The sequence below is a fragment of the Saccharicrinis fermentans DSM 9555 = JCM 21142 genome, from assembly GCF_000517085.1.
Classification (GTDB): Bacteria; Bacteroidota; Bacteroidia; order Bacteroidales; family Marinilabiliaceae; genus Saccharicrinis; species Saccharicrinis fermentans.
Map to the genome: position 1 here is coordinate 3,848,118 of NZ_KI912107.1, position 22,718 is coordinate 3,870,835.

The following is a 22,718-nucleotide window of genomic DNA, read 5'->3' on the forward strand; positions in this document are numbered from 1 at the left end:
ATTATACTAAAAATACGAAAATTATACGGATTTGGCAATCATCCAACTTTCAATTGATACAAAAGGTAACTATCAGTATTAAAGATAGTTATGGGCGTTCGTTTTAAATCGGTGACAAAAATAGCAAAAATATGTAAGAAATTACATACTACACTTCCTAAATTAGCATGACAATTGGCAGTAACACATGTCCTATACACCACAAACAGTCACTGGCAGTGCCATTACAAATAAATGAACACTACGGTCTATTACCTGATAAGTTCAGCTCTATTCGTATCTAATTTTAAGAATATAAACAACAAAGTAGTAAAGCCCCACAACGAAGACCCGCCATAGCTAAAAAAGGGCAGCGGTATACCAATAACAGGAGCCAGGCCAATGGTCATACCAATATTAATGGTAAAATGATAAAAGAAAATAGAAGCCACACAATAGCCGTATATCCTACTAAAGGCAGAATGTTGTTTTTCAGCTAACAGGATTAAGCGCAAAATCAAAAACAAGAACAAGAACACCACGGCAAAAGTTCCCATATACCCCCATTCTTCGCCCACAGTACAAAAAATAAAATCGGTACTCTGTTCCGGCACAAAGTCAAACTTAGTTTGCGTACCTTGTAAATATCCTTTACCTGTAAGTCCACCAGAACCGATGGCAATTTTCGATTGATTAACGTTGTAACCTGCACCCAAGGGATCATCTTTAAAGCCCAGCAGCACATATACTCTATTTCGTTGGTATTCCGTCAGCACATCATTCACAAAATAATCAGCAGAAAAAGTTGCACCAACGGCGCCCCACATAAAAATAACGACAGGAACTATCCATTTAATTTTTTTTGCAAAACTTCTCAACAGCAGGTAAACGGTAAAAGCCACTATTCCGAACAAAGCGAACAGATCCCAGCGCAAGGTCAAGCCAGCTATATAAAACACCGTTAACAACAACAAGAATCCGCCTCCTACAAATAACAAACCTTTCAAGGCCATTTTCTTATCTATTTGAAAAAACAGAAACACCCACACACCCAAAACAATCAGTGTCAACAAAATAATATTAGGATAAACCAGCGTCAGCACAGAAGCGACTGCAGCAATAAGTCCAAACACCAATATATTACCCGATAAGCCTTCACGATAAAACGGCAATACGAAGATAAAGAAGACCAAAGCCGAACCAGTATCATTTTGCAGGAAGATACAAAGCACAGGCAATGCCCACAACCCCAATATTTTTAAAAGCTCCTTGGTTTTTCCAAACGAAAACTCATGACGTCCCATTATTCTGGATAAAGTAAGGGCCGTAGCAATCTTGGCCAATTCGGCTGGTTGAAACCTAAGGGGCCCAATCTCAAACCACGATTTGGCACCATTGATTTCTTTTCCCACAAAAATAACCGTAAACAATAGAAAAATCGACAGACCATATAAGAAGTAGGAGAACGCCACATAAAACTTACTATCCGTCATAAAGATGATCCAAATAATAATCATGGATAGGGCAATCCAGATCAATTGCTTGGCATATTCCTTACCCGGATCAAAGAATACCGGATTCTCTGGATTGTAGTTAGCGGCATAAATATTAAACCAACCATATGCCACAAGTACAATGTAGATAAGAATGGTTACCCAATCCGCTTTTTTATCATAATTATTTCTCATCATGAATCAAATCTCCTTCTAACATTCGTTGTTCTGTCCACTTACGGGATGGATCTATTTCCTTGTTCAGGTACTTTTCCACCATCAAACTAGCGATAGGGGCGGCCCATCTGGCTCCAAAACCGCCATTCTCTACATATACAGCTATGGCAATTTTAGGGTTCTCTTTAGGTGCAAAAGCAATAAACACGGAATGATCTTCGCCATGAGGATTCTGTGCCGTTCCTGTTTTTCCACAAATACTAATGCCCGGAATCCTGGCTATGGTAGCCGTACTACCCGGCCCACCCCATACGGCCATCTCCATTCCTTCAATAACCGGCTCAAAATGCACTGTATCTATACCGGTATTTCGGATTGTTCTAAACTTAGCAGCTATGGTATCATTTTCAATATCCTTCACCACATGGGGGGTATAAAAAGTTCCCCTATTGGCTAAAGTTGCAGCCATATTGGCCATCTGCAAAGGAGTTGTCAAAAGCTCTCCCTGTCCAATTGCCAAAGACACCACCGTTAAAGAAGACCAACTTTTATTATAATACTTATCATAGTATTTGCTATTAGGTACAAACCCACGAATTTCGTTTGCCACATCAGCTCCCAAGCGGTAACCAAAGCCAAATTTAACCAGGTAATTCTTCCAGAGCTCAAACCCTTCTTGCACAGAGGCATTTTTAGGATTATCGAGGATATCCCGAAAAACATGGCAATAATAGGCATTACAAGAGTGAGATATTGAATTTTTCAGATCCAGCGGACTAGTATGGTGGTGACAGCCCAAATGAAACCTACCCACAGTATAGCCCATATGACATTCAAAAGTAGTCTGAGGAGTGATCACTCCTTCCTGCAGACCGATCAGTGCATTAATCGTTTTAAAAGTAGAACCGGGAGGATACCACCCCATGATAGTTCTATTGAAAAGAGGCTTGAGCGTATCCATACTTAAACCAGAGAAATGACTGGCTCGTTTTTTACCCACCAACAAAGAAGGGTCGTAACTAGGAGCCGAGACCATAGAGAGCAACTCACCGGTTTGGGGTTCTATTGCCACAATAGCTCCTATTTTATTATTCATCAGCTTTTCTCCATATTCTTGCAATTCGATATCAATGGTCAACTTAATATCTTTACCGGCCACAGCTGGAATATCATAGGCACCATCTCTGAATGCCCCTTTTTCTCGGCCATGCACATCTACCAGCACATATTTATAGCCTTTTTCACCCCTGAGGTATTTCTCATAGGTAGATTCAATTCCACTTATACCATGATAATCACCGCGTATATAATAATCATCCCGTTCTATATCCTGCGGACCTACCTCCCCCACATAACCCAGAATATGAGCTGCATTGGGATACTCATACTTACGTAAAGTTCTGCGTTGCACAAAGAAACCATCAAACTTATAAAGTTTCTCTTGCAGATAGCCATATTGTTTAGCCGACAGCTGTTTATAAAAGATGGAAGGTTTTATCCAGGATATCTTTTTATTTTTTAGCTTACTTCTCATATCATGAAACAAAGCTCTGAGATCCTCCATTTCAATCTCCAACGCCCTACAGAAGTCCAGTGAATCAATAGGCTTAAGTTCTCGGGGCACAACCATCAGGTCATAATCAGCCTGGTTCGAAACAACCAGTTTTCCATTTCTATCATAAATTAAACCACGAGCTGGAAAGTTAATGATCTCCCGTCGGGTATTACTTTCTGCCGAGAACTTATAGGAAGGATCATATACCTGAAGAATAAATAGCTTAATGACAAAGGTAACACCAATGAACAAAAAGATAAGGGCAATAACTATGGTTCTTCTACTTAAATTTTCCACGTTACAATTCCTTTAAATTCTTCGTTTTTTTTGATACGTAAACAACAGGGTAACCCCCATTATTATAAGTGTGAACAACGTACTTCCTGCTGTTTTAACCATGATCGTCACAAAATTTTCTATGGAAAAAGATTCCACTACAAAATAAAAAAGGTGATGAATAAAAACCAAAATAGCAGCATACTTAAAAAACCAACCAAAACCATAATACGAAGGCAAAGGGAGCGTTCCGGGTTCATAATTCTCTCGTGGTGCAAAGCGCACTAATATAAAGGGTCGTAAAAAGGCCATAAACAACGACGCAGCCATATGCATCCCCATGGTATTAGAGAAGACATCAATACTCAAACCCAATAAGCCGGCCAGCATCAACAATAACCACCCTGGAGTTTCAAAGGGCAGTGTCAAAATAAAAATAACATATAAATAAGGATTCAAATAACCCGAGAATTCCATCTTGTTCAGGATAAGAACCTGAAGCAACACAAAAAACAAAAAGTTAAATATATATCTTGGTATCAGACTAATCATAATTTTGTATCCTCCTCCAATTGCTGTTGTTGTTCCTGAAGAATATTCTCCACCACTTCCACATAACTCAGTTTAGCAAAATCGGTACTCAACTTCACTTTAATTTTATAAAAACTCTCACCATCCGGATGTAACACTTCATCCACGGTACCAATCAGGATACCCTCAGGAAAAGTGGAAGAATAACCACTTGTAATCACCTGATCTCCCAAACTCACATTGGCATGTTCCGGAATCTCGTCCAATGTAGCAAACAATATAGATTTGGTATCCCAACTAACCGAACCAAAAAAATCAGAGCCTTTGAGCTTTGCAGACACTTTGAGCCGAGGGTTAAGAACCGATAGTGCCGTACTGTAATGATCGTTACATTTTATAACGATACCAACGATACCTCTATTACACAACACGCCCATATCTGGTTTAATACCATCCTTAGTACCCTTATTCAAGGTCACATAATTAAAATGCTTTCGAACAGTATTATTCACTACTTTACATGCTCTATATTTATATTGGTGCATGGAGGCGCTATCACCTACCATTGAAAAGTAATCATTGGACTGCCTAAAAGAAGTTGGCATTTGACTACGTAAAAAAGCATTTTCATTTGACAGTTCTTGGTTAATCTCTTTAAGGGCAAAATACTGTTCCACATTATCTACCTTTTCAAAAAGACCTCCAGCTATTCGAGATGAGGAACTCAAGTACAAAGCACGTTGATTCTGATTATACGAAACAACAAGAACAAAAGCGACAAACTCCAGTAGTATAAAAAGAAATGTAAAATGATGCTTTAGTATAAACCTTAAAAAATTTCTCATTCAGTTGTAATATTTTCCGATTTTTAAGGCAATTGCTTGCTTTTAATTATTTGCTACGATTTAAGTCCGATAAAGTTAGTTTTTTTTGTTAATAAGCATATTGAATTACCCCAATAAAATCCTATTTATTGTATGAAAATACAAAACCCGGTTCGAAAATTCCATTCCAAACCGGGTTATACTATACTTTTATAAAAAACTTATCTCATCAAGAATGAGAATTTATGTCTATTCTTCAGGGCAATTCCTGTTCCTCTGGCAACAGCATGCAGCGGATTTTCAGAAATATGGAATGGGATATTAATTTTATCCGTCAACCTTTTATCCAAACCTCTCAATAAGGCACCTCCACCAGCTAAGTAGATTCCATTATTCACAATGTCAGAATACAGTTCAGGAGGTGTTTGCTCCAGCGCACTCAAGATGGCCGTCTCAATTTTTGAGATAGATTTCTCCAGGCAATGGGAGATTTCCTGATACGACACAGGTACCTCAATGGGCAATGCAGTCATCTGGTTAGGCCCCTGAACAATATAGTCCGTTGGAGGCTCTTCCAATTCCGGCAAAGCAGATCCCACATGAATTTTAATCTCTTCGGCCGTTCTTTCACCCACTTTAATATTATGCTGACGACGCATATACTCCATGATATCGGCGGTTAGGTCGTCCCCGGCAATGCGTATAGACTTATTGGTTACAATTCCTCCCAAGGAGATAACTGCAATTTCGGTTGTACCACCACCTATATCTACCACCATATTACCCTGTGGCGCTTCCACATCAAGTCCAATACCCAAAGCAGCTGCCATCGGCTCATAAATCATATAAACCTCACGGCCACCGGCGTGTTCACCAGAGTCCCTTACCGCCCGGATCTCCACCTCTGTACTTCCCGAAGGAATACAAATAACCATGGTTAAGGAGGGGGCAAATAAGCGGGAAGATGTATTAATCAATTTTATCATCCCTCTAATCATCTGCTCAGCAGCATTAAAGTCGGCAATCACTCCATCTCGTAAAGGTCTGATAGTATATATATTATCATGTGTTTTACCATGCATCTGGCGCGCCTTCTCACCGATCGCCATTAACTTGTCAGTTCTGCGGTCAAGTGCTACTATTGAAGGTTCATCCACCACAATTTTATCATTGTGAATGATGATTGTATTGGCCGTACCAAGATCCATGGCAAGCTCCTGAGATAAAAAAGAAAAGAATCCCATTGGGTTTGGATTTATTTAATGTTTAAAATGACGTTTTCCTGTGAATAGCATCGCTATTCCAAATTCATTACATGCTTCAATGACTTCCTCATCCCTGATACTACCTCCAGGCTCCACGATATATTTAACGTTGTATTCATTAGCCGCTTCTATGCTATCGCGAAATGGGAAAAATGCATCAGATATCACTACTGAGTTTTCTATTTTAACACCTTCCTTCAAGTTAAAGCGAGGTATGGTTAGGTGACGCAAACTATCCAAACGGTTAGGCTGCCCCATCCCTGCTCCTGTCAACCAAAAAGAACCATCTTCGTCTTCGGTAACAATAGCAATTGCATTACTCTTCAAGTGCTTACATGCGGTAATACCAAACTTAGCCAGTTCCATTTTAGTAGCATCAAAGGCCAGTTTCGTTACATTTTTAAAATCAGTATCCACACCTTCATCTTCATCCTGAACCAGAATACCTCCACTCACAGAGCGAATCAGTTTTTCTCCAGTCACTTCATTTTTGATAGGTGTCTGCAACAGGCGCAGGTTCTTTTTCTTTGCAAAGACTTCCAATGCCTCGCCGGTGAACTCAGGCGCAATAATAATTTCAACAAATCGTTTTGAGAACCACTGAGCGATTGCCCCTGTCACTGTTCCGGTGAAACAAATAATACCACCAAAAGCACTGATTGGGTCACCTGCCCATGCCAACTCCAAAGACTTGGTAATGTCATGGGTTACAGCCAGACCACAAGGGTTAAGGTGTTTCACCACTGCAACAGCCTGCTTATGCTCAATATTACTTACGGAGTGATAAGCATCGCTGGCAGCTTTCCATGCAGCATCTGCATCAAGCATGTTATTATACGACAGCGCCTTTCCTTGTAATACCTTGGCATTGGCAAGCGAAGCGCCCTCTTTTGTATTATTATATTTATAAACAGTAGCTTTCTGATGAGGGTTTTCTCCATACCGAAGAACTTCACCATCGTTCAAGCTAATACGTTCCATATCTTCGGCATCGGGATTAAAGTAATTAAAGATGGCCGAATCGTAATGCGAAGAGACTGCAAAGGCTGCCCCTGCAAAAGCTTTTCGTTCCTCAAGCGTTGTAACGCCATCATTTTCTTTTAATACTTTAGCCAACATGTCATACTGTGCTTTTGATGGCACTATTACAACATCTTTAAAATTTTTGGCTGCGGCCCTTATCAGTGAAATACCACCTATATCAATTTTTTCGATGATATCCTGTTCTGCTGCTCCCGATGCAACAGTAGCTTCAAACGGATACAAATCAACAATAATCAAATCCAACTCTGGAATATCAAATTCATTGAGTTGATTTTTATCTGAATCATTATCTCTACGAGCTAAAATACCTCCAAAAACTTTTGGGTGCAAAGTCTTCACCCTTCCACCCAAAATAGATGGATACCCTGTAATATCTTCAACTGCGGTTACTTCAACACCTAAATCTTCGATAAAAGTTTTAGTACCACCGGTACTGTATAATTGAACACCAAGCTTATCCAACGTTTGAATGATTTCGTCTAATCCATCTTTATGAAAAACAGAAATAAGCGCTGATTTTATTCTTTTTGAGCTACTCATTTTTTAAATATTATACGATATTGAAAATTTTTAATGTTGAATCGAAGCATTTTTCAAGTAGAAACTATAGATACGTCTTCTTTATATGTTTTGTTACACAAATAAATACGTAAAAATGCTTCACTTCGGGCAAAATTAAGAAAATAAGCACATTTATCAAGGTAGTAATTAATTTTCTTGATAGTTTTATGGTGAATAAGAAAAGGTGATATGATAATCGTATTTAAATTTATAAAGGAGAGCTTACTTTTTGCATGGAATGCACTCACTTCAAACAAGCTTAGAACAATTCTAACTTTAAGTGGGGTTACCATTGGCATATTCTCCATCATTTCGGTATTTACTTTAATAGATTATCTGGAAAGTCGCATCCGGGATAGCATTCAATCACTGGGCGACAATGTGGTTTACGTGCAAAAATGGCCATGGACACCTCCGGAAGGCGAAACAGAATACCCATGGTGGCGTTATATGAACCGTCCCTTGCCCACACTCAATGAGCAAAAGGTGATTGAGCGTCATTCGCAACTGGCCGCTTCTTCCACATTTGCCATATCGGCACAAAAGAAAATAATTTTTGAAGCTAATTCCTTCGACAAGGTCCAAGTTCTTGGAGTAAGCAATAGCTTTGATCAAAACTGGAATTTTGAGATCAGCCGCGGACGCTATTTCACCTCTTTTGAATCCAGTAAAGGAAGTAACATTACAATTATTGGTGCTGATATTGCAGATGAACTATTCCAGGACACAGATCCCATTGGCAAGCGGATAAAGATGGCGGGCAGGCAGTTAACGGTAGTGGGTGTCATCCTTAGACAAGGAAAAGACATCTTTGGCAATAGCCTAGACACCAACATTATCATACCCATACAGTATGCCAAAAATATTTTTAACATACGCAGTGAGCGCGTTCAACCATTTATTGTAGTCAAGGCCAAAGAGAGGGTTAACACAGAAGACTTAATGAGTGAATTGGAAGGTATATTGCGGGCCGAGAGAAAAATAAAACCCCAGCAGGGCAATACCTTTGCCCTCAATCGAATGAGCATTATCCAAAAACAATTTGACGACTTATTTGGCATATTAAATATCGCGGGTGGTTTTATTGGATTCTTTGCCATATTAGTGGGGGGATTTGGAATTGCCAATATCATGTTTGTATCGGTAAAAGAACGAACACGTATCATAGGGATTCAAAAAGCCTTGGGTGCCAAACGAAGATTTATCTTATGGCAGTTTCTATTTGAAAGCATCTTTCTCAGTCTCCTGGGAGGAACCACAGGCCTGGCCCTAATCTTTATCATCATACAGATAGCCAACTCTCTCTTTGACTTAAGCATACCACTCACTTTTTGGAATATCTTTCGCGCTTTGTTTATATCCATATTCCTGGGCATTATATCCGGATATATACCATCCAATAGCGCCAGTAAATTAAATCCGGTGGACGCCATCAACAATTGATTATATACAAGAAACCTTCTGGCGACAAGCCTGTGTCTCCGGAAGATTTCTTATGTAGTCTTTCCAAGAAAACTCCAAATACTGCGTTATTCTCATTTTTGAAACAGTCATTTACAATCAGTAAACTCCTTGGTTTCAAAAATATCGAAAGCCTTGTCTTTGAAGCTTTCTTATCAAAGACAAAAAATAGTAGTTTTCTTGCAGCCACTATGTATTTATAGAACACAAAGATCCGCAATATATTTTCCGGATTAGATGGACAATATACTAGTCAACTCCACCAAAGAAGGGTTCAGTTTCTTTTTATTTTTCAAGGCCTGATTAAAAGGAATATGGGTAATTTCTTTATTCACCAATCCAATCATAATACTTTTTTGGTCATCAACCAGTGCTTCAATGGCCGAAACCCCCATACGACTTGCAGTCACTCTATCAAAGGCCGTTGGTGATCCTCCACGCTGTATATGTCCCAGGATGGTAACGCGGGTATCATAATCGGGATATTCCTTCTGCACCCTTTCGGCCACATGAATAGCACCTCCGCTAATTTTCTCTCCTTCTGCCACCAAAACAATGCTACTGCTCTTATCCTTATTAAATCCCTTTTCTAAAAAGGTATACAACTGTTTAAAATCGGTATCTATCTCAGGAACCAAAATAGCCTCTGCTCCTGAGGCAATACCACTACGAAGCGCCAAAAAACCAGCATCACGCCCCATCACCTCAATAAAAAAGAGTCGGCTATGTGCACTGGCTGTATCCCTAATTTTATCCACGGCTTGAACAACCGTATTCAAAGCTGTATCATAACCAATGGTATAATCCGTGCCAAAAAGATCATTATCAATGGTTCCAGGAATACCAACAATAGGAATATTATATTCCTGACTAAAGATACGGGCTCCGGTAAATGTTCCATCACCACCAATCACCACCAGGCCATCCACACCACTCTTTTTCAAATTCTCAAAGGCTTTTTTACGACCTTCGGGTGTTCTAAACCCTTCGCTCCGTGCCGATTTTAAAATAGTACCGCCCTGATGAATAATATTACTTACCGACTTGGAAGTCATTGGCTCCATTCTATCCTGAATCATGCCATGATACCCTTGTTTAATGCCCACCACTTTAAGCTTATTAAATATGGCAGCTCTCACGACTGCCCTAACAGCAGCATTCATTCCCGGAGCATCCCCTCCCGAGGTCAACACTCCCACTTTTGTAACTTGTCCCATAAAGTTTATTTGTCTTTTGTTATCATTTTAATTTGTCGGGCTACATTTTCCATTAACCAAGGGGGCGTAGAGGTAGCGCCGCTAATGCCAACAGATCTTATAGCAGGACTAAACCATTCTTTTTTCAATTCATCCACGTCACTCACAAAATACGAACAGCGATTCGCCTCCAGACATTTAGCAAAAAGCATCCTAGCATTACTACTTTTCTTTCCGCCCACAAAAACCATTACATCATGCTTTTGGGCAAAAAGCACGAGCTTTGGTAGTCGACCGGCCACTTGCCGGCAAACGGTATCATATGACTTAAACTCGACCTGAGCACTGATGTTTTCTTTCAGATAGCTTGAGATACGCTTAAACTCATCAATGCTCTTGGTTGTTTGCGCATACAAATGTGTCGCCTTGCTAAGGTCGATTTTTTCAATCTCGTCCATCGATTCTATTACAATAGCTTCGTTTTCTGTTTGTCCAAGCAGACCAACCACTTCGGCATGACCTGCCTTACCATAAATAACTACCTGACCATTCTTTTCTTTCAACTCCATCCATGAGTTTTTAATTCTCTTTTGAAGTTTCAATACAACGGGGCAAGTGGCATCAATCAGTTGAAGGCCCAGATCCTTGGCCTTTTGATAAGTAGCAGGAGGCTCACCATGTGCCCTTATCAGCACTTTTTTACTTACCTTACTTTGCAAAGCAATATCAGCTATCGATCTCAACCCTCTCTTTTCGAGTCTCTCCACCTCCATGTTATTATGAACAATATCCCCCAAACAATAAAGGATATCATTATTTTCCAACGCTGTTTCCGCTGCTTCTACCGCTTTTACAACTCCAAAGCAAAAACCTGAAGCAGGATCAATTTCGATGTGTAAAGATGACATTTTATGGATATTTTTTTTACGCTATGAAAGGTGCTGTGCACAAAAGTTAGAAATCCTCGACGAATCCTTTTTAACATATATGCACCATCCTCACTGAATCAACTTTCTATTTCTTAGTTCCCGAACAATAAAATCGAGTTGCTCTTCTTTGCTCATCTCTCCATTGTCCAATACAATCGCATCCGCTGCTTTTCTCAATGGGCTTTCCTTGCGTGTTTCGTCAATATGATCACGTTTTCTTACATTTTCCAATACTTCTTCAAAGCTAATGCGCTCATTTTTTTCCTTATATTCTTTAAACCGACGTTCTGCTCTTATGTGCGGCGAGGCTGTCATAAACAACTTCAAATCAGCATGGGGAAAAACCACGGTACCAATGTCGCGTCCGTCCATTACAATGCTATCGGTTTCACCCATCTTTTGTTGTAGTTCAACCATTTTTTTCCTCACAAATCCCAAGGCGCTTATTGCACTCACATGATTACTCACATCCAAACCTCTAATTTTATCTTCTACTAACTTACCGTTTAGATAAGTATCGTTGGCTTTCGTTTGGGCATCAAACTTAAAAGAGATGGTGATCTCACTCAAGACTTTTTGTAACAAATCCTCGTCTATACCCCCTCCTTTAATAATATTATTCTCCAATGCATAGAGAGTAACGCAGCGGTACATGGCTCCTGAATCGATAAAAATGATATTCAACAATTTAGCTAGGTCTTTGGCCACAGTACTCTTTCCGCACGAGGAATAACCATCAATGGCAATTACCACTTTTGAGTTCGTATCAGTCATTAATAAAATATTTGAGCCCGTAAAAATACTATTTTTGTGTACTGATGGTACAAATTTCTGAAATTAAAGCCGAAAAAAACGCGAGAAAGTTTAGAACAATAGATCACTATCTCTGAGAAACACAACTCATCAACTTAAACAACTACACCAACTCCACAACTTAAACAACTACGACAACTCCACAACTCGCCATCTCAAAACCTCTCTCCACCGCCGGACACAGCTATTGTTCTGGTCTACCCTGCGGTCGTTTATTGATAGCTGATATATATGAGAATCACTCTTTGAATGCATGGCACCATTTCATAGGCGTGGAGACTCACCTGTATCAATCCCTCAAGCACAGTATGTGTAGTAATAAAAAAGAATTATGACAGTCCTATCTGAAATTTGACAACTTAGTCGATACCGAAAAATGATTGGAAGCACCACCCAAATGATAACGAGCCGATCCGTAAGAAAACAAAAACTTGTATACCCGGAAACCAAATCCCCAGGACAACCCTGCCGTTGACATACGATTCTCAAACCCTAGCTCCTGTCTTCTCCGATAATTATAACCAAAATCAACGTGAAAGCTCTTGGAAGGCATAAATTCCACACCCACCACCATATGACGCAAGGCCTTGTCGCCAAAGCCGGCATCCTCGGTATTGTCCACAAAACCAGAGTTATTCGAATTCTCTGCATCATAAGGACTATAGGTCAAATCCCAATTCAAAAGACTTTGCAAGGTTAATGAAAAACGAAAAGGTGCATGTTCCAATTTTTTAGTAAATCCAATCTGCAAGTCAGAGGGCATGTCCTCCTGTATTTGGTCATAGGAAGAGATTTGTGATCCCACATTTTTCAACACCAGCCCCATGGAGAAATGTTTATCAGACAGGTTATAGTGCACCCCAAAATCAGCTGCAATCCCCAACGAACTATACACATCTAACTTTGAATACACAGGCTTCACAGTCAAACCCATAGAAAAAGCAGGTGACAACTGACGGGCATAAGTCATATTAAAGGAATATTCGGCAGCACTAGCTATCCCCATATCTTCCCCCTCGTTGTTGGTTCTTTGAAAATCGCCATAATTAACATTGTGAATACCTAAACTAAAGGTACCCACCTCTTTGAAATGTCTGGCAAAACCCACATAACCATAATTAATTCCGGTCATATAAGGCACATAATTCAACACCAAGGCTCCATCCATCTCCTTTTGTAGCAAAGCTGGGTTATGATAGGCCATATTAATATCATCATCAGGAATAGAAACATTAGCACCGCCCAATGCAGCCACACGAGCCGAATTGGTCAAATTCAAAAAATCATATGTACTTTCTCCTCCTCGCTGCGCCCCAATTGTTTGAGCTATTCCCAACCACATTATAATGTATAAATACTTTTGCATATATATTTACTTATTCCTTACTAACCTTGAAAACGACAAATATAAAGTTTTAGTGCTTATGAAACACAAACAGATAGAAGTTTAAGACCGCTTATGCATTGAAAACCGGCAACAAGCAGGCTTTAAAACATCACGCATCTCCAATCACCACAATGCTACCTTATGCAATAATGAAAAACATAGGCTCACATACATATCTTCTAATAGACCCTTTTCATGGTCTCCAACACTTCATAAACAGCCGGACATACAAAAGAGTTTCGATAAGTAAGGTTCAATATCTGATAAAAACGCTTTCGATCTGTATGGGGGTACTCCCGACAAGCTCGTGGCCGCACTTCATAGATCATACAATAATTATCATTCATTAAAAAGGGGCACGGGGTTTCTTTAAAAACATAATCATGATCCTCATCTAATTCAAAATACTGATCAATCAATGCAGGCCGTTTCATCTTTAGGTGTTTAGCCATTCGATCGATATCACGATCGGTAACAATAGGACTAATTGTTTGACAACAGTTGGCACAGTCCAAACAATCCAAGCGCTCAAACACCTCCACATGGGCATCCAGAACAGTACCATCCAGCGTCTTAGGCTTTTTCTTACGCAACCGTGTAACAAAGGCTTTATTTTCTTTGGCTTTATTATGGGCCAATTCTTTGTACCGCTCCAAATCAAGCCTCATCATTTATTCTTTTAATTTGTGCCACAAACAGTCCACTTACCACAATCACAATACCCACAGCCTTCTGCCCATCCAACACATCGTCCCGCAACCACCAGGCAAAGACAGCCGTAAAAACAGGAATCAGGTTAATAAACATATTCGATTTGGCTACCCCCAACACTTTTAAGGCCTTTGTAAAAAAGATAAAAGCCAGCGAAGAAGCAAAAACTGCCAGCTGTACAATAGCTAACCAAGAATCAGCAGAAAGAGTGGAACGCATCAAATTTTCATGCTCCCACAAAAAATAAAAGGGCAAAAACATAAATATCCCCAAAAAATTCTGATATGCTATGATATTAACCGCCGTATACCTATGCGCTAACTTCTTCAACGTCAACGAATAACCTATAGTAGACAATACAGCCACAAACATCAGCATGATACCAAGCAAAGAGGCATTCAGTTCAAATCCATTTTCAAATATCATGGTTCCCACACCTAAAAAAGAAATAGCCATTCCCAATATAGCCCATACAGTTATCCTTTCTCGCAAAAACAGAAAAGCAAAAAGGGTGGCAAACAAAGGAATCGTAGATACGATAACAGCAGCCAGGGTACTGGACACCAACTGCATACCAAAGCTCTCCCCCATAAAATACATAAAAGGCTCAAAAAAAGACAGCAATAAAATAAGCTTATAATCTTCTTTTTTAATGGCAGCCATCTTTCCAGTAAGCAGCAAAAATAAAAACAACAGACCCGAACTGATAATTAACCTAATAAGAACGGTAGAAACAGGTTCAAAGGATTCATAAGCCACCTTTACCCACACAAAGGAAAAGGCCCAAAAAATCATAGATCCAATAATATATAGAACAGATGCTGTACTTACTTTTGACATAGACCACAAAAATTGAAGCGCAAAAATAGACATTTTAACCAGATAAATAAACGTTTCATCAGATGTTACCCTTACTTAATGCGAAAAAAGGCATGTAGAAAACTTGTACTTACCCCTAGCGATTTTAAATTTGATAACGATCTTGCTTTTGAAGTTTTCACAAATGATCTTTTTCCTCGCCGGCAGATACCTTCAACAGCTAAAATTTCTATACATTTGTGAGAATTTTCTTTTTTATATGGAGACCACATATTACACAGATATTATATTACCACTACCCTTGCACCGCTTATTCACCTACGAGGTTCCGGAAGAATGGATAAACATGGTGGAAATTGGTATGCGCGTGGTTGTTCCTTTTGGCAAAAAGAAATATTATTCAGGCATTGTGTACGCCTTGCACGACCAAAAACCAGAAGCATACGAAACCAAGCAAATTATATCGATACTTGACAATGCGCCGGTAGTATCTGAAACACAATTGCATTTTTGGAAATGGATAGCTGAATACTATATGTGCACTCTAGGAGAGGTGTATAAAGCAGCTTTACCTTCAGGGCTTAAGTTGGAAAGCGAAACCAAAGTGCACTACAATTCAAACTGGGTTGCTAAGGAGAAACTAAGTGCCAAAGAATCCTTGGTTTTAGACTTTCTATCCGAAAAAAAGACAGCAAGTGTACAGGACATCAATAACATTACCGAGCTCAAAAGCTCTTTACCGGTCATCAAGTCTCTACTCGACAAAGAAGCCCTCTTTGTCAGTGAGCGTTTAAAAGACGGATATAAACCCAAGACCAAAAAGTTACTCCAACTGGCACCTGACTATTGCCGCGAACAAAAGCTACAAAACGTATTTACAGAATTAGCCCGGGCTCCCAAACAACTGGAGGTTCTTATGTTATTTCTCACCCTAATCGGGGGAGCTCACGAAAGCAATTACAGTAAGGCAATAGACAAAAACCTGGTAAAGGAAAAAAGTGGTGTTTCAACATCTGTCCTCAGTGAATTAATAAAAAAAGGCATCCTGCTGGAAGTGGAGACTGCTATCTCAAGATTGCAGACCGACGCATTAACAACAGATGGATTACACGAACTCAACCCGGCTCAACAAAATGCCAAACAAAAAATAACAGAGCTCTTCCAGGAAAAAGATGCGGTACTGCTACATGGAGTCACTTCCAGTGGTAAGACCGAAATATATATCCATCTGATAAAAGAACAAATAGACAAGGGCAAACAGGTGCTCTATCTGCTACCAGAGATTGCCCTAACCACCCAAATCACATCTCGCCTAAAAAAAGTATTTGGCAACCAGATAGGCATTTATCACTCCAAATACAGTGATGCCGAGCGCGTAGAAGTATGGAACGACATTCTACACAAAAAAAATTACAAGGTGGTAATTGGTGTGCGCTCCTCCATTTTTCTTCCCTTTGACAAGCTGGGCTTCATCATTGTGGATGAAGAACATGAAAACACATACAAGCAATTTGACCCTTCGCCCCGCTACCATGCCCGGGATGCAGCAATGGTACTAGCACATTTGCACAAAGCCAAAGTACTGATGGGAACGGCCACTCCTTCTATTGAAACATATAGAAACACACAATTGGGCAAATATGGATTGGTAGAGCTAAACGAAAGATTTGAGGGCATCAAGATGCCACAAATCATTACCGTTAACGTGCGTGAAGAACAACGAAAAAAGAAGATGCACTCCCATTTTTCCGCCACCCTGATCGACCATGTTACAAAAGCCATTGAACAAGGAGAACAAGCCATCCTGTTTCAAAACAGAAGAGGTTTCTCTCCCTATCTGGAATGTACCCAATGTTCCTGGGTTCCGAAATGCGATTATTGCGATGTAAGTTTAACCTACCACAAACACATCAATCAGTTGGTATGCCACTATTGTGGCCATTCCTGCTACCTTCCCAAGACCTGTAAGGCATGTGGTTCACCCTCTTTACAAACCAAAGGCTTCGGTACCGAAAAGATAGAAGAGGACATCAAAATTATCTTCCCCGATATCAAAGTCGCTCGCATGGATTTGGACACCTCAAGAACACGTAGATCACATGAAAATATTATTGGAAGCTTTGAACGTGGCGAAGTGGACGTCCTCATAGGTACGCAAATGATTTCAAAGGGACTGGATTTTGATAATGTAAGTGTTGTCGGCATTTTAAATGCAGACAGCATGCTCAACTATCCCGACTTCAGAGCTTTTGAACGCAGCTTTCAGATGATGGCACAAGTGGGAGGACGCGCGGGACGTAAACACAAACAAGGAACGGTTATATTACAAACTTCCAACCCAGACAACCCTGTCATATTAAACGTAATCAACAATAATTATAAAAACCAATATCAATCAGAATTAGCAGAGCGAGAGCTTTTTAAATACCCACCATTTTATCGCTTAATTCACCTGACCATTAAACACAAAAATCCCAACACCGTTCATCAGGCCTCAGATTACTTCGGACAATATCTTCGTGGTCTTTTTAACGAACGCGTTGTGGGTCCCCAGGCACCTACCATCAGCAAGATACAGAACTGGCATATCCGTAAAATCATGCTCAAGATCGAAGGAGGTGTATCTCTCCATAAAGTAAAAGCCATGGTTCGTGACGCCATTAACACGGTGGTCTCCCACCCCGGATTTAAAGCGGTAATCATCCAGGCCGATGTAGATCCAATGTAAAAAATCGATCAGACATGCACAACAATTTAGCTCCTCATAGGTTATTTATCCTACACGCTCAAATACGAATACATTGAAGGACTATTTAATTGTTGGTCAAGGACTGGCAGGAATGCTGATAGCAAATCAGCTTATACAAAATAAGCAATCATTTTTGGCCGTTGCTGACAAAAAACAAATAGCGGCTACTACAATAGCAGCAGGCATGTTCAACCCCTTGGTATTTCGCAGAATCACCAAAAGCTGGATGGTAGATGAATTATTGCCCGAGATGTATACCACCTTTAGGCAGTTAGAAGAAAGACTTAAAGCTAAACTTATTTACCCGCATCCCATCGTAAAATTAATTAGCCAGGAGGAATACCCACAATGGGTCAAAAAAGAAAAAGACACTGACGTAGGCAAGTACATCCAAAAACTAGAAAGAGAAAACCACATCGAAGGCATACACCCATTTTATGCCTCTGCCACCATTGCACATAGCGGCTATATGGATCTGCAGACTTTACTAACAAAGTTTCACCAAGAAATAGCACACCAAAACAGCTTAACATATGATCATTTCGAACACAAAGATGTAAGCATACACAAAAACCATATTTTATGGAAAGGCACTCCCTTCAAAAATATTATTTTCTGCGAAGGCGCTTTTGCAATCAACAATCCCCTATTTACCGAAGTCAACTATAAACTGACCAAAGGAGATGTACTAACCCTGGACATGGAAGACATCGAGCTACATCATATCATTAATAAAATGGCTTTTCTTTTAGAGAAGAAAAAAGGCGAATTTTTATGTGGTTCCACCTACAACTGGAGTGGCCTTGATTTTTCACTCCATCCGAAAGATCTAAATTATTTAAAAGAAAAAATATCTGCCATTCTGCATAAACCCTTTAAAATAAAAAGCCATAAGACTGCCATCAGGCCTACAGTGAGCGACCGAAGACCCGTATTAGGCACCCATGCAAAATACAACAACGTACATTATTTCAACGGACTAGGCACAAAAGGCGTGATGTTGGGGCCCTACTTTGCCAAGCAAATGATCGCTTATTTACACAAGGAAAAAGAGTTATATCCCGAAGTTGCCATTAATAGGTTCAGGTAAACATGAAAGTGATGATAAATACCCATAAGCACTTGCCCTTTTTTTATATATTTGTGCAAAATCAAGAACATGTCACAAGACTATTTTGCAAATATATTTCAGTCTTTTAACGATAAAAACATCCTGATACTGGGCGATGTGATGATTGACTCATACCTATGGGGTGATGTAAACCGCATTTCACCGGAAGCTCCGGTGCCAATTTTATCGGGAATTGGAAGAGAGAACAGATTAGGAGGAGCAGCCAATGTGGCACTCAATATTCAGGCACTGGGTGCCAACCCCATTTTGTGCTCCGTTATTGGAGATGACCTCCGTAGCCACGACTTTTTTAAGTTACTCAAGAATCAAAAACTAAGCAAAGAAGGAATTGTCACCTGCAAGGATCGCATGACCACAGTAAAAACAAGAGTCATCAGTCAACACCAACATCTATTGCGGGTAGATGAAGAGATTTGTACCCCCATTGATCAGGATTCAGAAGAAAAATTATTGACCAAATTAAGGCGACTAACAGAAACAATACGGGTAGATGCCATCATATTTGAAGATTATGACAAGGGCGTTATTACACCTTCGGTGATAAAAAAGGTGGTAGACCTATCCAATAACAAAGGTATTCCCACACTGGTAGACCCCAAAAAAAGAAACTTTAATGATTATAAAGGTGTTACATTTTTTAAACCTAACTTTAAAGAATTTAATGAGGGCTGCAAACTAGAACTCAGTAAAGGCAATACGGAAGAACTGATAGCAGCCGGCAAAGCATTTCAGAAAGAGCAAAACATAGAGATTTTAATGATCACCCTGTCGGAACATGGGGTCTTCATCAACACCAAAGATGATGAAGCGATTCTGATACCTGCTGAAGTAAGAAGTATCTCTGACGTGTCAGGAGCCGGCGACACTGTCATCAGTGTTAGCTCCCTATGTCTTATACAAGGAATGGAGACCAGCCTGATAGCAAGAATAGCTAATATGGCAGGCGGACTGGTATGCGAAGAGTCAGGCGTTGTTCCAATTAACAGGAACTTACTCCTTCAGGAGTGCATACAAAATATTGAATTATAAACTTGTAAATAACAATTGTTTATAACTTTATTGTTAAAGTAAAACTTTTAAACCTTTTTGGGTATATGATTTTTTAATTAAAAGTTTAACTTTGACTGACTTTTATAGTAAAAAATATTAAGCTATATTGATCCTTATCACAAAGATCATACAGCTTAATTTACAACAATATACGATCACGGTTAACTAATAATTATAGAATTAAATTATCATTTTAATTTCCGTAATATGGGAAAAATCATTGCTCTGGCAAATCAAAAAGGAGGTGTTGGTAAAACAACAACAGCAATTAATTTAGCAGCGAGTCTCGCTGTTTTAGAATACAAAATTTTGGTTGTTGATGCCGACCCACAGGCAAATGCCACTTCTGGTTACGGTTTCGACTTAAGAGAAATTGAAGCAAGTATTTACGAATGTATCGTTGACGGCATTGACCCGAAAGATGCATTGCTAAAGACGGAGATAGAAGGACTGGATATTTTGCCTTCGCACATCGATTTGGTAGGTGCCGAAATTGAAATGCTCAATAGGCCCAACAGAGAGAACGTTTTAAAAGATGTGCTTTACAAAATAAGAGACCAATATGACTTTATTTTTATTGATTGCTCTCCTTCGCTGGGTTTAATAACCGTCAATTCATTAACAGCAGCCGACTCGGTGATTATCCCGGTTCAGTGTGAGTATTTCGCCTTGGAAGGACTCGGTAAATTACTGAACACCATTAAAATCATTCAAAGCAGGCTTAACAAGACCTTAGAAATAGAAGGTTTCTTATTAACGATGTATGATTCACGTTTGCGATTATCGAATCAGGTAGTAGAAGAGGTACAGCGACATTTTCAAGATATGGTGTTTGACACCTTGATTACCCGTAACATCAAACTGAGCGAAGCACCCAGCTACGGTAAAGCCGTGGTAGAGTATGATGCATCCAGCAAGGGTGCGGTTAGCTATCTTAACCTGGCCCGTGAGCTTTTACAAAAAAACAATATGACCAAAATCGACAACCAAGATAAAGTGATCAAGTAGTCGATACACTCAACATACAGGGAAGCCGTTCTCTACTTGCAAAAAGCAACAAGAACGGTTTCGTCATTACAAACAACAAACTAAATCATAAGTTATTCGGTATTTTCCGAACAACTATTATAGTATTAGAATGGCAAAAAAGAACGCTTTAGGAAGAGGGCTGGGAGCTCTTATTGATAATGCAGATGAGGTTAACAGAGGTAAACCTTTAGAGGGAATGGACGAAATTGAAGTGAGTAAGATTGTAGCCAACCCATGGCAACCTCGCTCTCGCTTCGACGAAGAAAAATTAGATGAACTAGCCAAATCAATAGAAAAAATTGGTGTCATACAACCGCTGACTGTGCGTAAGAGCGGCAATAAATATCAGCTGATTGCTGGTGAGCGCCGGTTTAGAGCTTCAAAAATAGCAGGACTGGAAAAAATACCAGCCTATGTGCGTACCGCCGATGACGAAACCATGCTCGAAATGGCATTGGTAGAAAATATACAGCGCGAAGATCTTGATCCCATAGAAATAGCCATCAGTTACCAACGCCTCATTGATGAGTGTAAACTTACCCAAGAGAGCATGTCGGAACGCGTTGGTAAAAAACGGGCAACTGTCACCAACTACCTACGCTTACTCAAACTACCCGCAGAGGTTCAACTGGGACTACGTGACAAAAAACTTGGAATGGGACATGCCCGTGCAATTATTGGTATCGAAGATCCACAGACACAAATTAAAATTTACGAAGAAATCGTAACCAATGATTATTCCGTGCGTAAAGTGGAAGAGGTTGTTAGAGAGCTAAATGCCCCTAAAGCCGAAAAAGAACCCGCTAAAGATAAAGCAGCGCTACCGGAAGAATACAAGCAGTTAAGTGATCAGATCTCATCCGTATTTAATACCAAAGTACAATTTAACCGCAGCGAAAAAGGAAACGGTAAAATTGTAATACCCTTTAAATCAGATGAAGATCTGGAGAGAATTATAGCCATTTTAGATAAAGCAAACACAAAGGAATAGTTTTTGCTGTAGGAGCATCTGTTGTAGAAAAATATGTATTTGAATTTTTTATTGGTGAAGAAAAATAAACTGATCTTCTTGGTTGCAATTTTTTTTGTGACGATGCTTGGCTATTCCCACGAAACCTCTGCTCAAAATAATGAGTTTAACATTGTTTCGGCAGATACAGTGGTATCAACACCTGTGGTATCTAAACCGCTTGTTGTCAAGACTCATTCTCCTCATAAAGCCACGTTTTATTCAGCTATTCTACCTGGATTAGGACAAGCCTACAATAAAAAATATTGGAAAATTCCCATTTTATATGCCGGTATTGGTGGTGTCATTTATGGCCTGGATTTTAATTCCAGTAATTATAAAAAATACAGAAGAGCCTATCGTGATTATTTGCTCCAAGACCCGGGCAACCAAAGTTATTTGAATGATAATGTTCGCCCACGTAGTACTTCTCTAGAAGAGTTTAAGGAATTGCTAGAAACAGACAGCTCCTACGCTGATTGGTTTGAGTCGGCACTGGAAAATAAAAGAGACTATTACAAGAAATACAGAGACCTGAGTTATGTAGGATTGGCGCTGGTATATGTATTAAACTTAGTGGATGCCAGTGTGGATGCCCACTTTAAAACATTTGACGTAAGCAACGATCTCAGCATGCATATTGAACCAACAACAACTCCCATGTATGGGGGGTATAACAGTATAGGCATGCAAATAAGATTTACTTTTTAATATAGATTAATCAACAC

The 22,718-nt window shown here is 39.6% G+C and carries 19 protein-coding genes; 7 read left to right on the forward strand and 12 right to left on the reverse strand.

The features are described 5' to 3' along the window. Positions 1 to 251 precede the first annotated feature (251 nt). From rodA to purH, 6 genes are all read right to left on the reverse strand, one after another. Positions 252 to 1,670: a rod shape-determining protein RodA gene (gene rodA, locus CYTFE_RS0115645; RefSeq protein WP_152541805.1), complete on the reverse strand. Its 1,419-nt coding sequence runs from the start codon at positions 1,668 to 1,670 to the stop codon at positions 252 to 254. Further along, entirely contained in the window at positions 1,657 to 3,501 is a 1,845-nt protein-coding gene (gene mrdA, locus CYTFE_RS0115650; protein ID WP_027472564.1) for a penicillin-binding protein 2, read from the reverse strand. Before mrdA ends, rodA begins: the two co-directional genes overlap by 14 nt. Before the next feature lie 12 nt (positions 3,502 to 3,513). Continuing rightward, on the reverse strand, positions 3,514 to 4,032 hold the full coding sequence (mreD, locus tag CYTFE_RS0115655) for a rod shape-determining protein MreD (RefSeq protein WP_027472565.1): 519 nt from the start codon (positions 4,030 to 4,032) through the stop codon (positions 3,514 to 3,516). Beyond that, positions 4,029 to 4,856, reverse strand: coding sequence for a rod shape-determining protein MreC (gene mreC / locus CYTFE_RS0115660; RefSeq protein WP_027472566.1), 828 nt, complete (start codon positions 4,854 to 4,856; stop codon positions 4,029 to 4,031). Before mreC ends, mreD begins: the two co-directional genes overlap by 4 nt. A 200-nt stretch (positions 4,857 to 5,056) precedes the next feature. Then, positions 5,057 to 6,079 carry a rod shape-determining protein gene (locus CYTFE_RS0115665; RefSeq protein ID WP_027472567.1) on the reverse strand — a complete coding sequence of 341 codons (1,023 nt, stop codon included), beginning with the start codon at positions 6,077 to 6,079 and terminating at the stop codon, positions 5,057 to 5,059. A 15-nt stretch (positions 6,080 to 6,094) separates the two neighbouring features. Further along, entirely contained in the window at positions 6,095 to 7,684 is a 1,590-nt protein-coding gene (purH, locus tag CYTFE_RS0115670; RefSeq protein ID WP_027472568.1) for a bifunctional phosphoribosylaminoimidazolecarboxamide formyltransferase/IMP cyclohydrolase, read from the reverse strand. 210 nt (positions 7,685 to 7,894) lie between these two features. Here purH and CYTFE_RS0115675 point away from each other — a divergent pair, with 210 nt between their 5' ends. Then, positions 7,895 to 9,148, forward strand: a complete 1,254-nt coding sequence (locus CYTFE_RS0115675; RefSeq protein ID WP_052343230.1) for an ABC transporter permease — start codon at positions 7,895 to 7,897, stop codon at positions 9,146 to 9,148. Positions 9,149 to 9,399: 251 nt separating this feature from the next. Here the strand turns inward: CYTFE_RS0115675 and pfkA are convergent, their stop codons facing one another. From pfkA to CYTFE_RS0115710, 6 genes are all read right to left on the reverse strand, one after another. Beyond that, positions 9,400 to 10,383 (reverse strand): 6-phosphofructokinase, encoded by a 984-nt coding sequence (pfkA, locus tag CYTFE_RS0115685; protein ID WP_027472571.1) that lies wholly within the window; start codon positions 10,381 to 10,383, stop codon positions 9,400 to 9,402. A 5-nt stretch (positions 10,384 to 10,388) separates the two neighbouring features. Then, positions 10,389 to 11,270: a 4-hydroxy-3-methylbut-2-enyl diphosphate reductase gene (locus CYTFE_RS0115690; protein WP_044214205.1), complete on the reverse strand. Its 882-nt coding sequence runs from the start codon at positions 11,268 to 11,270 to the stop codon at positions 10,389 to 10,391. A gap of 90 nt (positions 11,271 to 11,360) precedes the next feature. Continuing rightward, entirely contained in the window at positions 11,361 to 12,065 is a 705-nt protein-coding gene (gene cmk / locus CYTFE_RS0115695) for a (d)CMP kinase (RefSeq protein WP_027472573.1), read from the reverse strand. Positions 12,066 to 12,444: 379 nt separating this feature from the next. Next, positions 12,445 to 13,470, reverse strand: coding sequence for a type IX secretion system protein PorQ (gene porQ / locus CYTFE_RS0115700; RefSeq protein WP_044214204.1), 1,026 nt, complete (start codon positions 13,468 to 13,470; stop codon positions 12,445 to 12,447). 200 nt (positions 13,471 to 13,670) lie between these two features. Beyond that, positions 13,671 to 14,162, reverse strand: a complete 492-nt coding sequence (locus CYTFE_RS0115705; RefSeq protein WP_235208347.1) for a YkgJ family cysteine cluster protein — start codon at positions 14,160 to 14,162, stop codon at positions 13,671 to 13,673. Beyond that, positions 14,149 to 15,042, reverse strand: a complete 894-nt coding sequence (locus tag CYTFE_RS0115710) for a DMT family transporter (RefSeq protein WP_027472576.1) — start codon at positions 15,040 to 15,042, stop codon at positions 14,149 to 14,151. Before CYTFE_RS0115710 ends, CYTFE_RS0115705 begins: the two co-directional genes overlap by 14 nt. Positions 15,043 to 15,280: 238 nt before the next feature. On the opposite strand from CYTFE_RS0115710, the gene priA reads away from it, so the two are divergent. The 6 genes from priA (at position 15,281) to CYTFE_RS0115740 (ending at position 22,701) form a co-directional block, all read left to right on the forward strand. Beyond that, complete coding sequence (gene priA, locus CYTFE_RS0115715; RefSeq protein WP_027472577.1) at positions 15,281 to 17,749, forward strand: replication restart helicase PriA; 2,469 nt, start codon at positions 15,281 to 15,283, stop codon at positions 17,747 to 17,749. 73 nt (positions 17,750 to 17,822) lie between these two features. Then, positions 17,823 to 18,860, forward strand: a complete 1,038-nt coding sequence (locus CYTFE_RS0115720; RefSeq protein ID WP_027472578.1) for an NAD(P)/FAD-dependent oxidoreductase — start codon at positions 17,823 to 17,825, stop codon at positions 18,858 to 18,860. A 69-nt stretch (positions 18,861 to 18,929) separates the two neighbouring features. After that, a complete protein-coding gene (locus tag CYTFE_RS0115725) occupies positions 18,930 to 19,931 on the forward strand; it encodes a bifunctional heptose 7-phosphate kinase/heptose 1-phosphate adenyltransferase (RefSeq protein ID WP_027472579.1) in 1,002 nt (333 codons plus the stop codon). Positions 19,932 to 20,159: 228 nt separating this feature from the next. Then, a complete protein-coding gene (locus CYTFE_RS0115730) occupies positions 20,160 to 20,960 on the forward strand; it encodes a ParA family protein (protein ID WP_027472580.1) in 801 nt (266 codons plus the stop codon). A 130-nt stretch (positions 20,961 to 21,090) separates the two neighbouring features. Continuing rightward, entirely contained in the window at positions 21,091 to 21,972 is an 882-nt protein-coding gene (locus tag CYTFE_RS0115735) for a ParB/RepB/Spo0J family partition protein (RefSeq protein ID WP_027472581.1), read from the forward strand. Between the two features lie 33 nt (positions 21,973 to 22,005). Beyond that, positions 22,006 to 22,701 (forward strand): DUF5683 domain-containing protein, encoded by a 696-nt coding sequence (locus CYTFE_RS0115740; protein ID WP_052343232.1) that lies wholly within the window; start codon positions 22,006 to 22,008, stop codon positions 22,699 to 22,701. Positions 22,702 to 22,718: the final 17 nt, after the last annotated feature.

What these genes read in the sequence shown, in the direction of transcription:
- CYTFE_RS0115665 (WP_027472567.1), bottom strand. Translation starts at nt 6,079, where the DNA reads ATGGGATTCTTTTCTTTTTTATCTCAGGAGCTTGCCATGGATCTTGGT.
- rodA (WP_152541805.1), bottom strand. Translation starts at nt 1,670, where the DNA reads ATGATGAGAAATAATTATGATAAAAAAGCGGATTGGGTAACCATTCTT.
- cmk (WP_027472573.1), bottom strand. Translation starts at nt 12,065, where the DNA reads ATGACTGATACGAACTCAAAAGTGGTAATTGCCATTGATGGTTATTCC.
- mreC (WP_027472566.1), bottom strand. Translation starts at nt 4,856, where the DNA reads ATGAGAAATTTTTTAAGGTTTATACTAAAGCATCATTTTACATTTCTT.
- CYTFE_RS0115710 (WP_027472576.1), bottom strand. Translation starts at nt 15,042, where the DNA reads ATGTCAAAAGTAAGTACAGCATCTGTTCTATATATTATTGGATCTATG.
- CYTFE_RS0115690 (WP_044214205.1), bottom strand. Translation starts at nt 11,270, where the DNA reads ATGTCATCTTTACACATCGAAATTGATCCTGCTTCAGGTTTTTGCTTT.
- CYTFE_RS0115725 (WP_027472579.1), top strand. Translation starts at nt 18,930, where the DNA reads ATGTCACAAGACTATTTTGCAAATATATTTCAGTCTTTTAACGATAAA.
- CYTFE_RS0115730 (WP_027472580.1), top strand. Translation starts at nt 20,160, where the DNA reads ATGGGAAAAATCATTGCTCTGGCAAATCAAAAAGGAGGTGTTGGTAAA.
- mreD (WP_027472565.1), bottom strand. Translation starts at nt 4,032, where the DNA reads ATGATTAGTCTGATACCAAGATATATATTTAACTTTTTGTTTTTTGTG.
- CYTFE_RS0115675 (WP_052343230.1), top strand. Translation starts at nt 7,895, where the DNA reads ATGATAATCGTATTTAAATTTATAAAGGAGAGCTTACTTTTTGCATGG.
- CYTFE_RS0115740 (WP_052343232.1), top strand. Translation starts at nt 22,006, where the DNA reads ATGTATTTGAATTTTTTATTGGTGAAGAAAAATAAACTGATCTTCTTG.
- CYTFE_RS0115735 (WP_027472581.1), top strand. Translation starts at nt 21,091, where the DNA reads ATGGCAAAAAAGAACGCTTTAGGAAGAGGGCTGGGAGCTCTTATTGAT.
- pfkA (WP_027472571.1), bottom strand. Translation starts at nt 10,383, where the DNA reads ATGGGACAAGTTACAAAAGTGGGAGTGTTGACCTCGGGAGGGGATGCT.
- purH (WP_027472568.1), bottom strand. Translation starts at nt 7,684, where the DNA reads ATGAGTAGCTCAAAAAGAATAAAATCAGCGCTTATTTCTGTTTTTCAT.
- CYTFE_RS0115705 (WP_235208347.1), bottom strand. Translation starts at nt 14,162, where the DNA reads ATGATGAGGCTTGATTTGGAGCGGTACAAAGAATTGGCCCATAATAAA.
- priA (WP_027472577.1), top strand. Translation starts at nt 15,281, where the DNA reads ATGGAGACCACATATTACACAGATATTATATTACCACTACCCTTGCAC.
- porQ (WP_044214204.1), bottom strand. Translation starts at nt 13,470, where the DNA reads ATGCAAAAGTATTTATACATTATAATGTGGTTGGGAATAGCTCAAACA.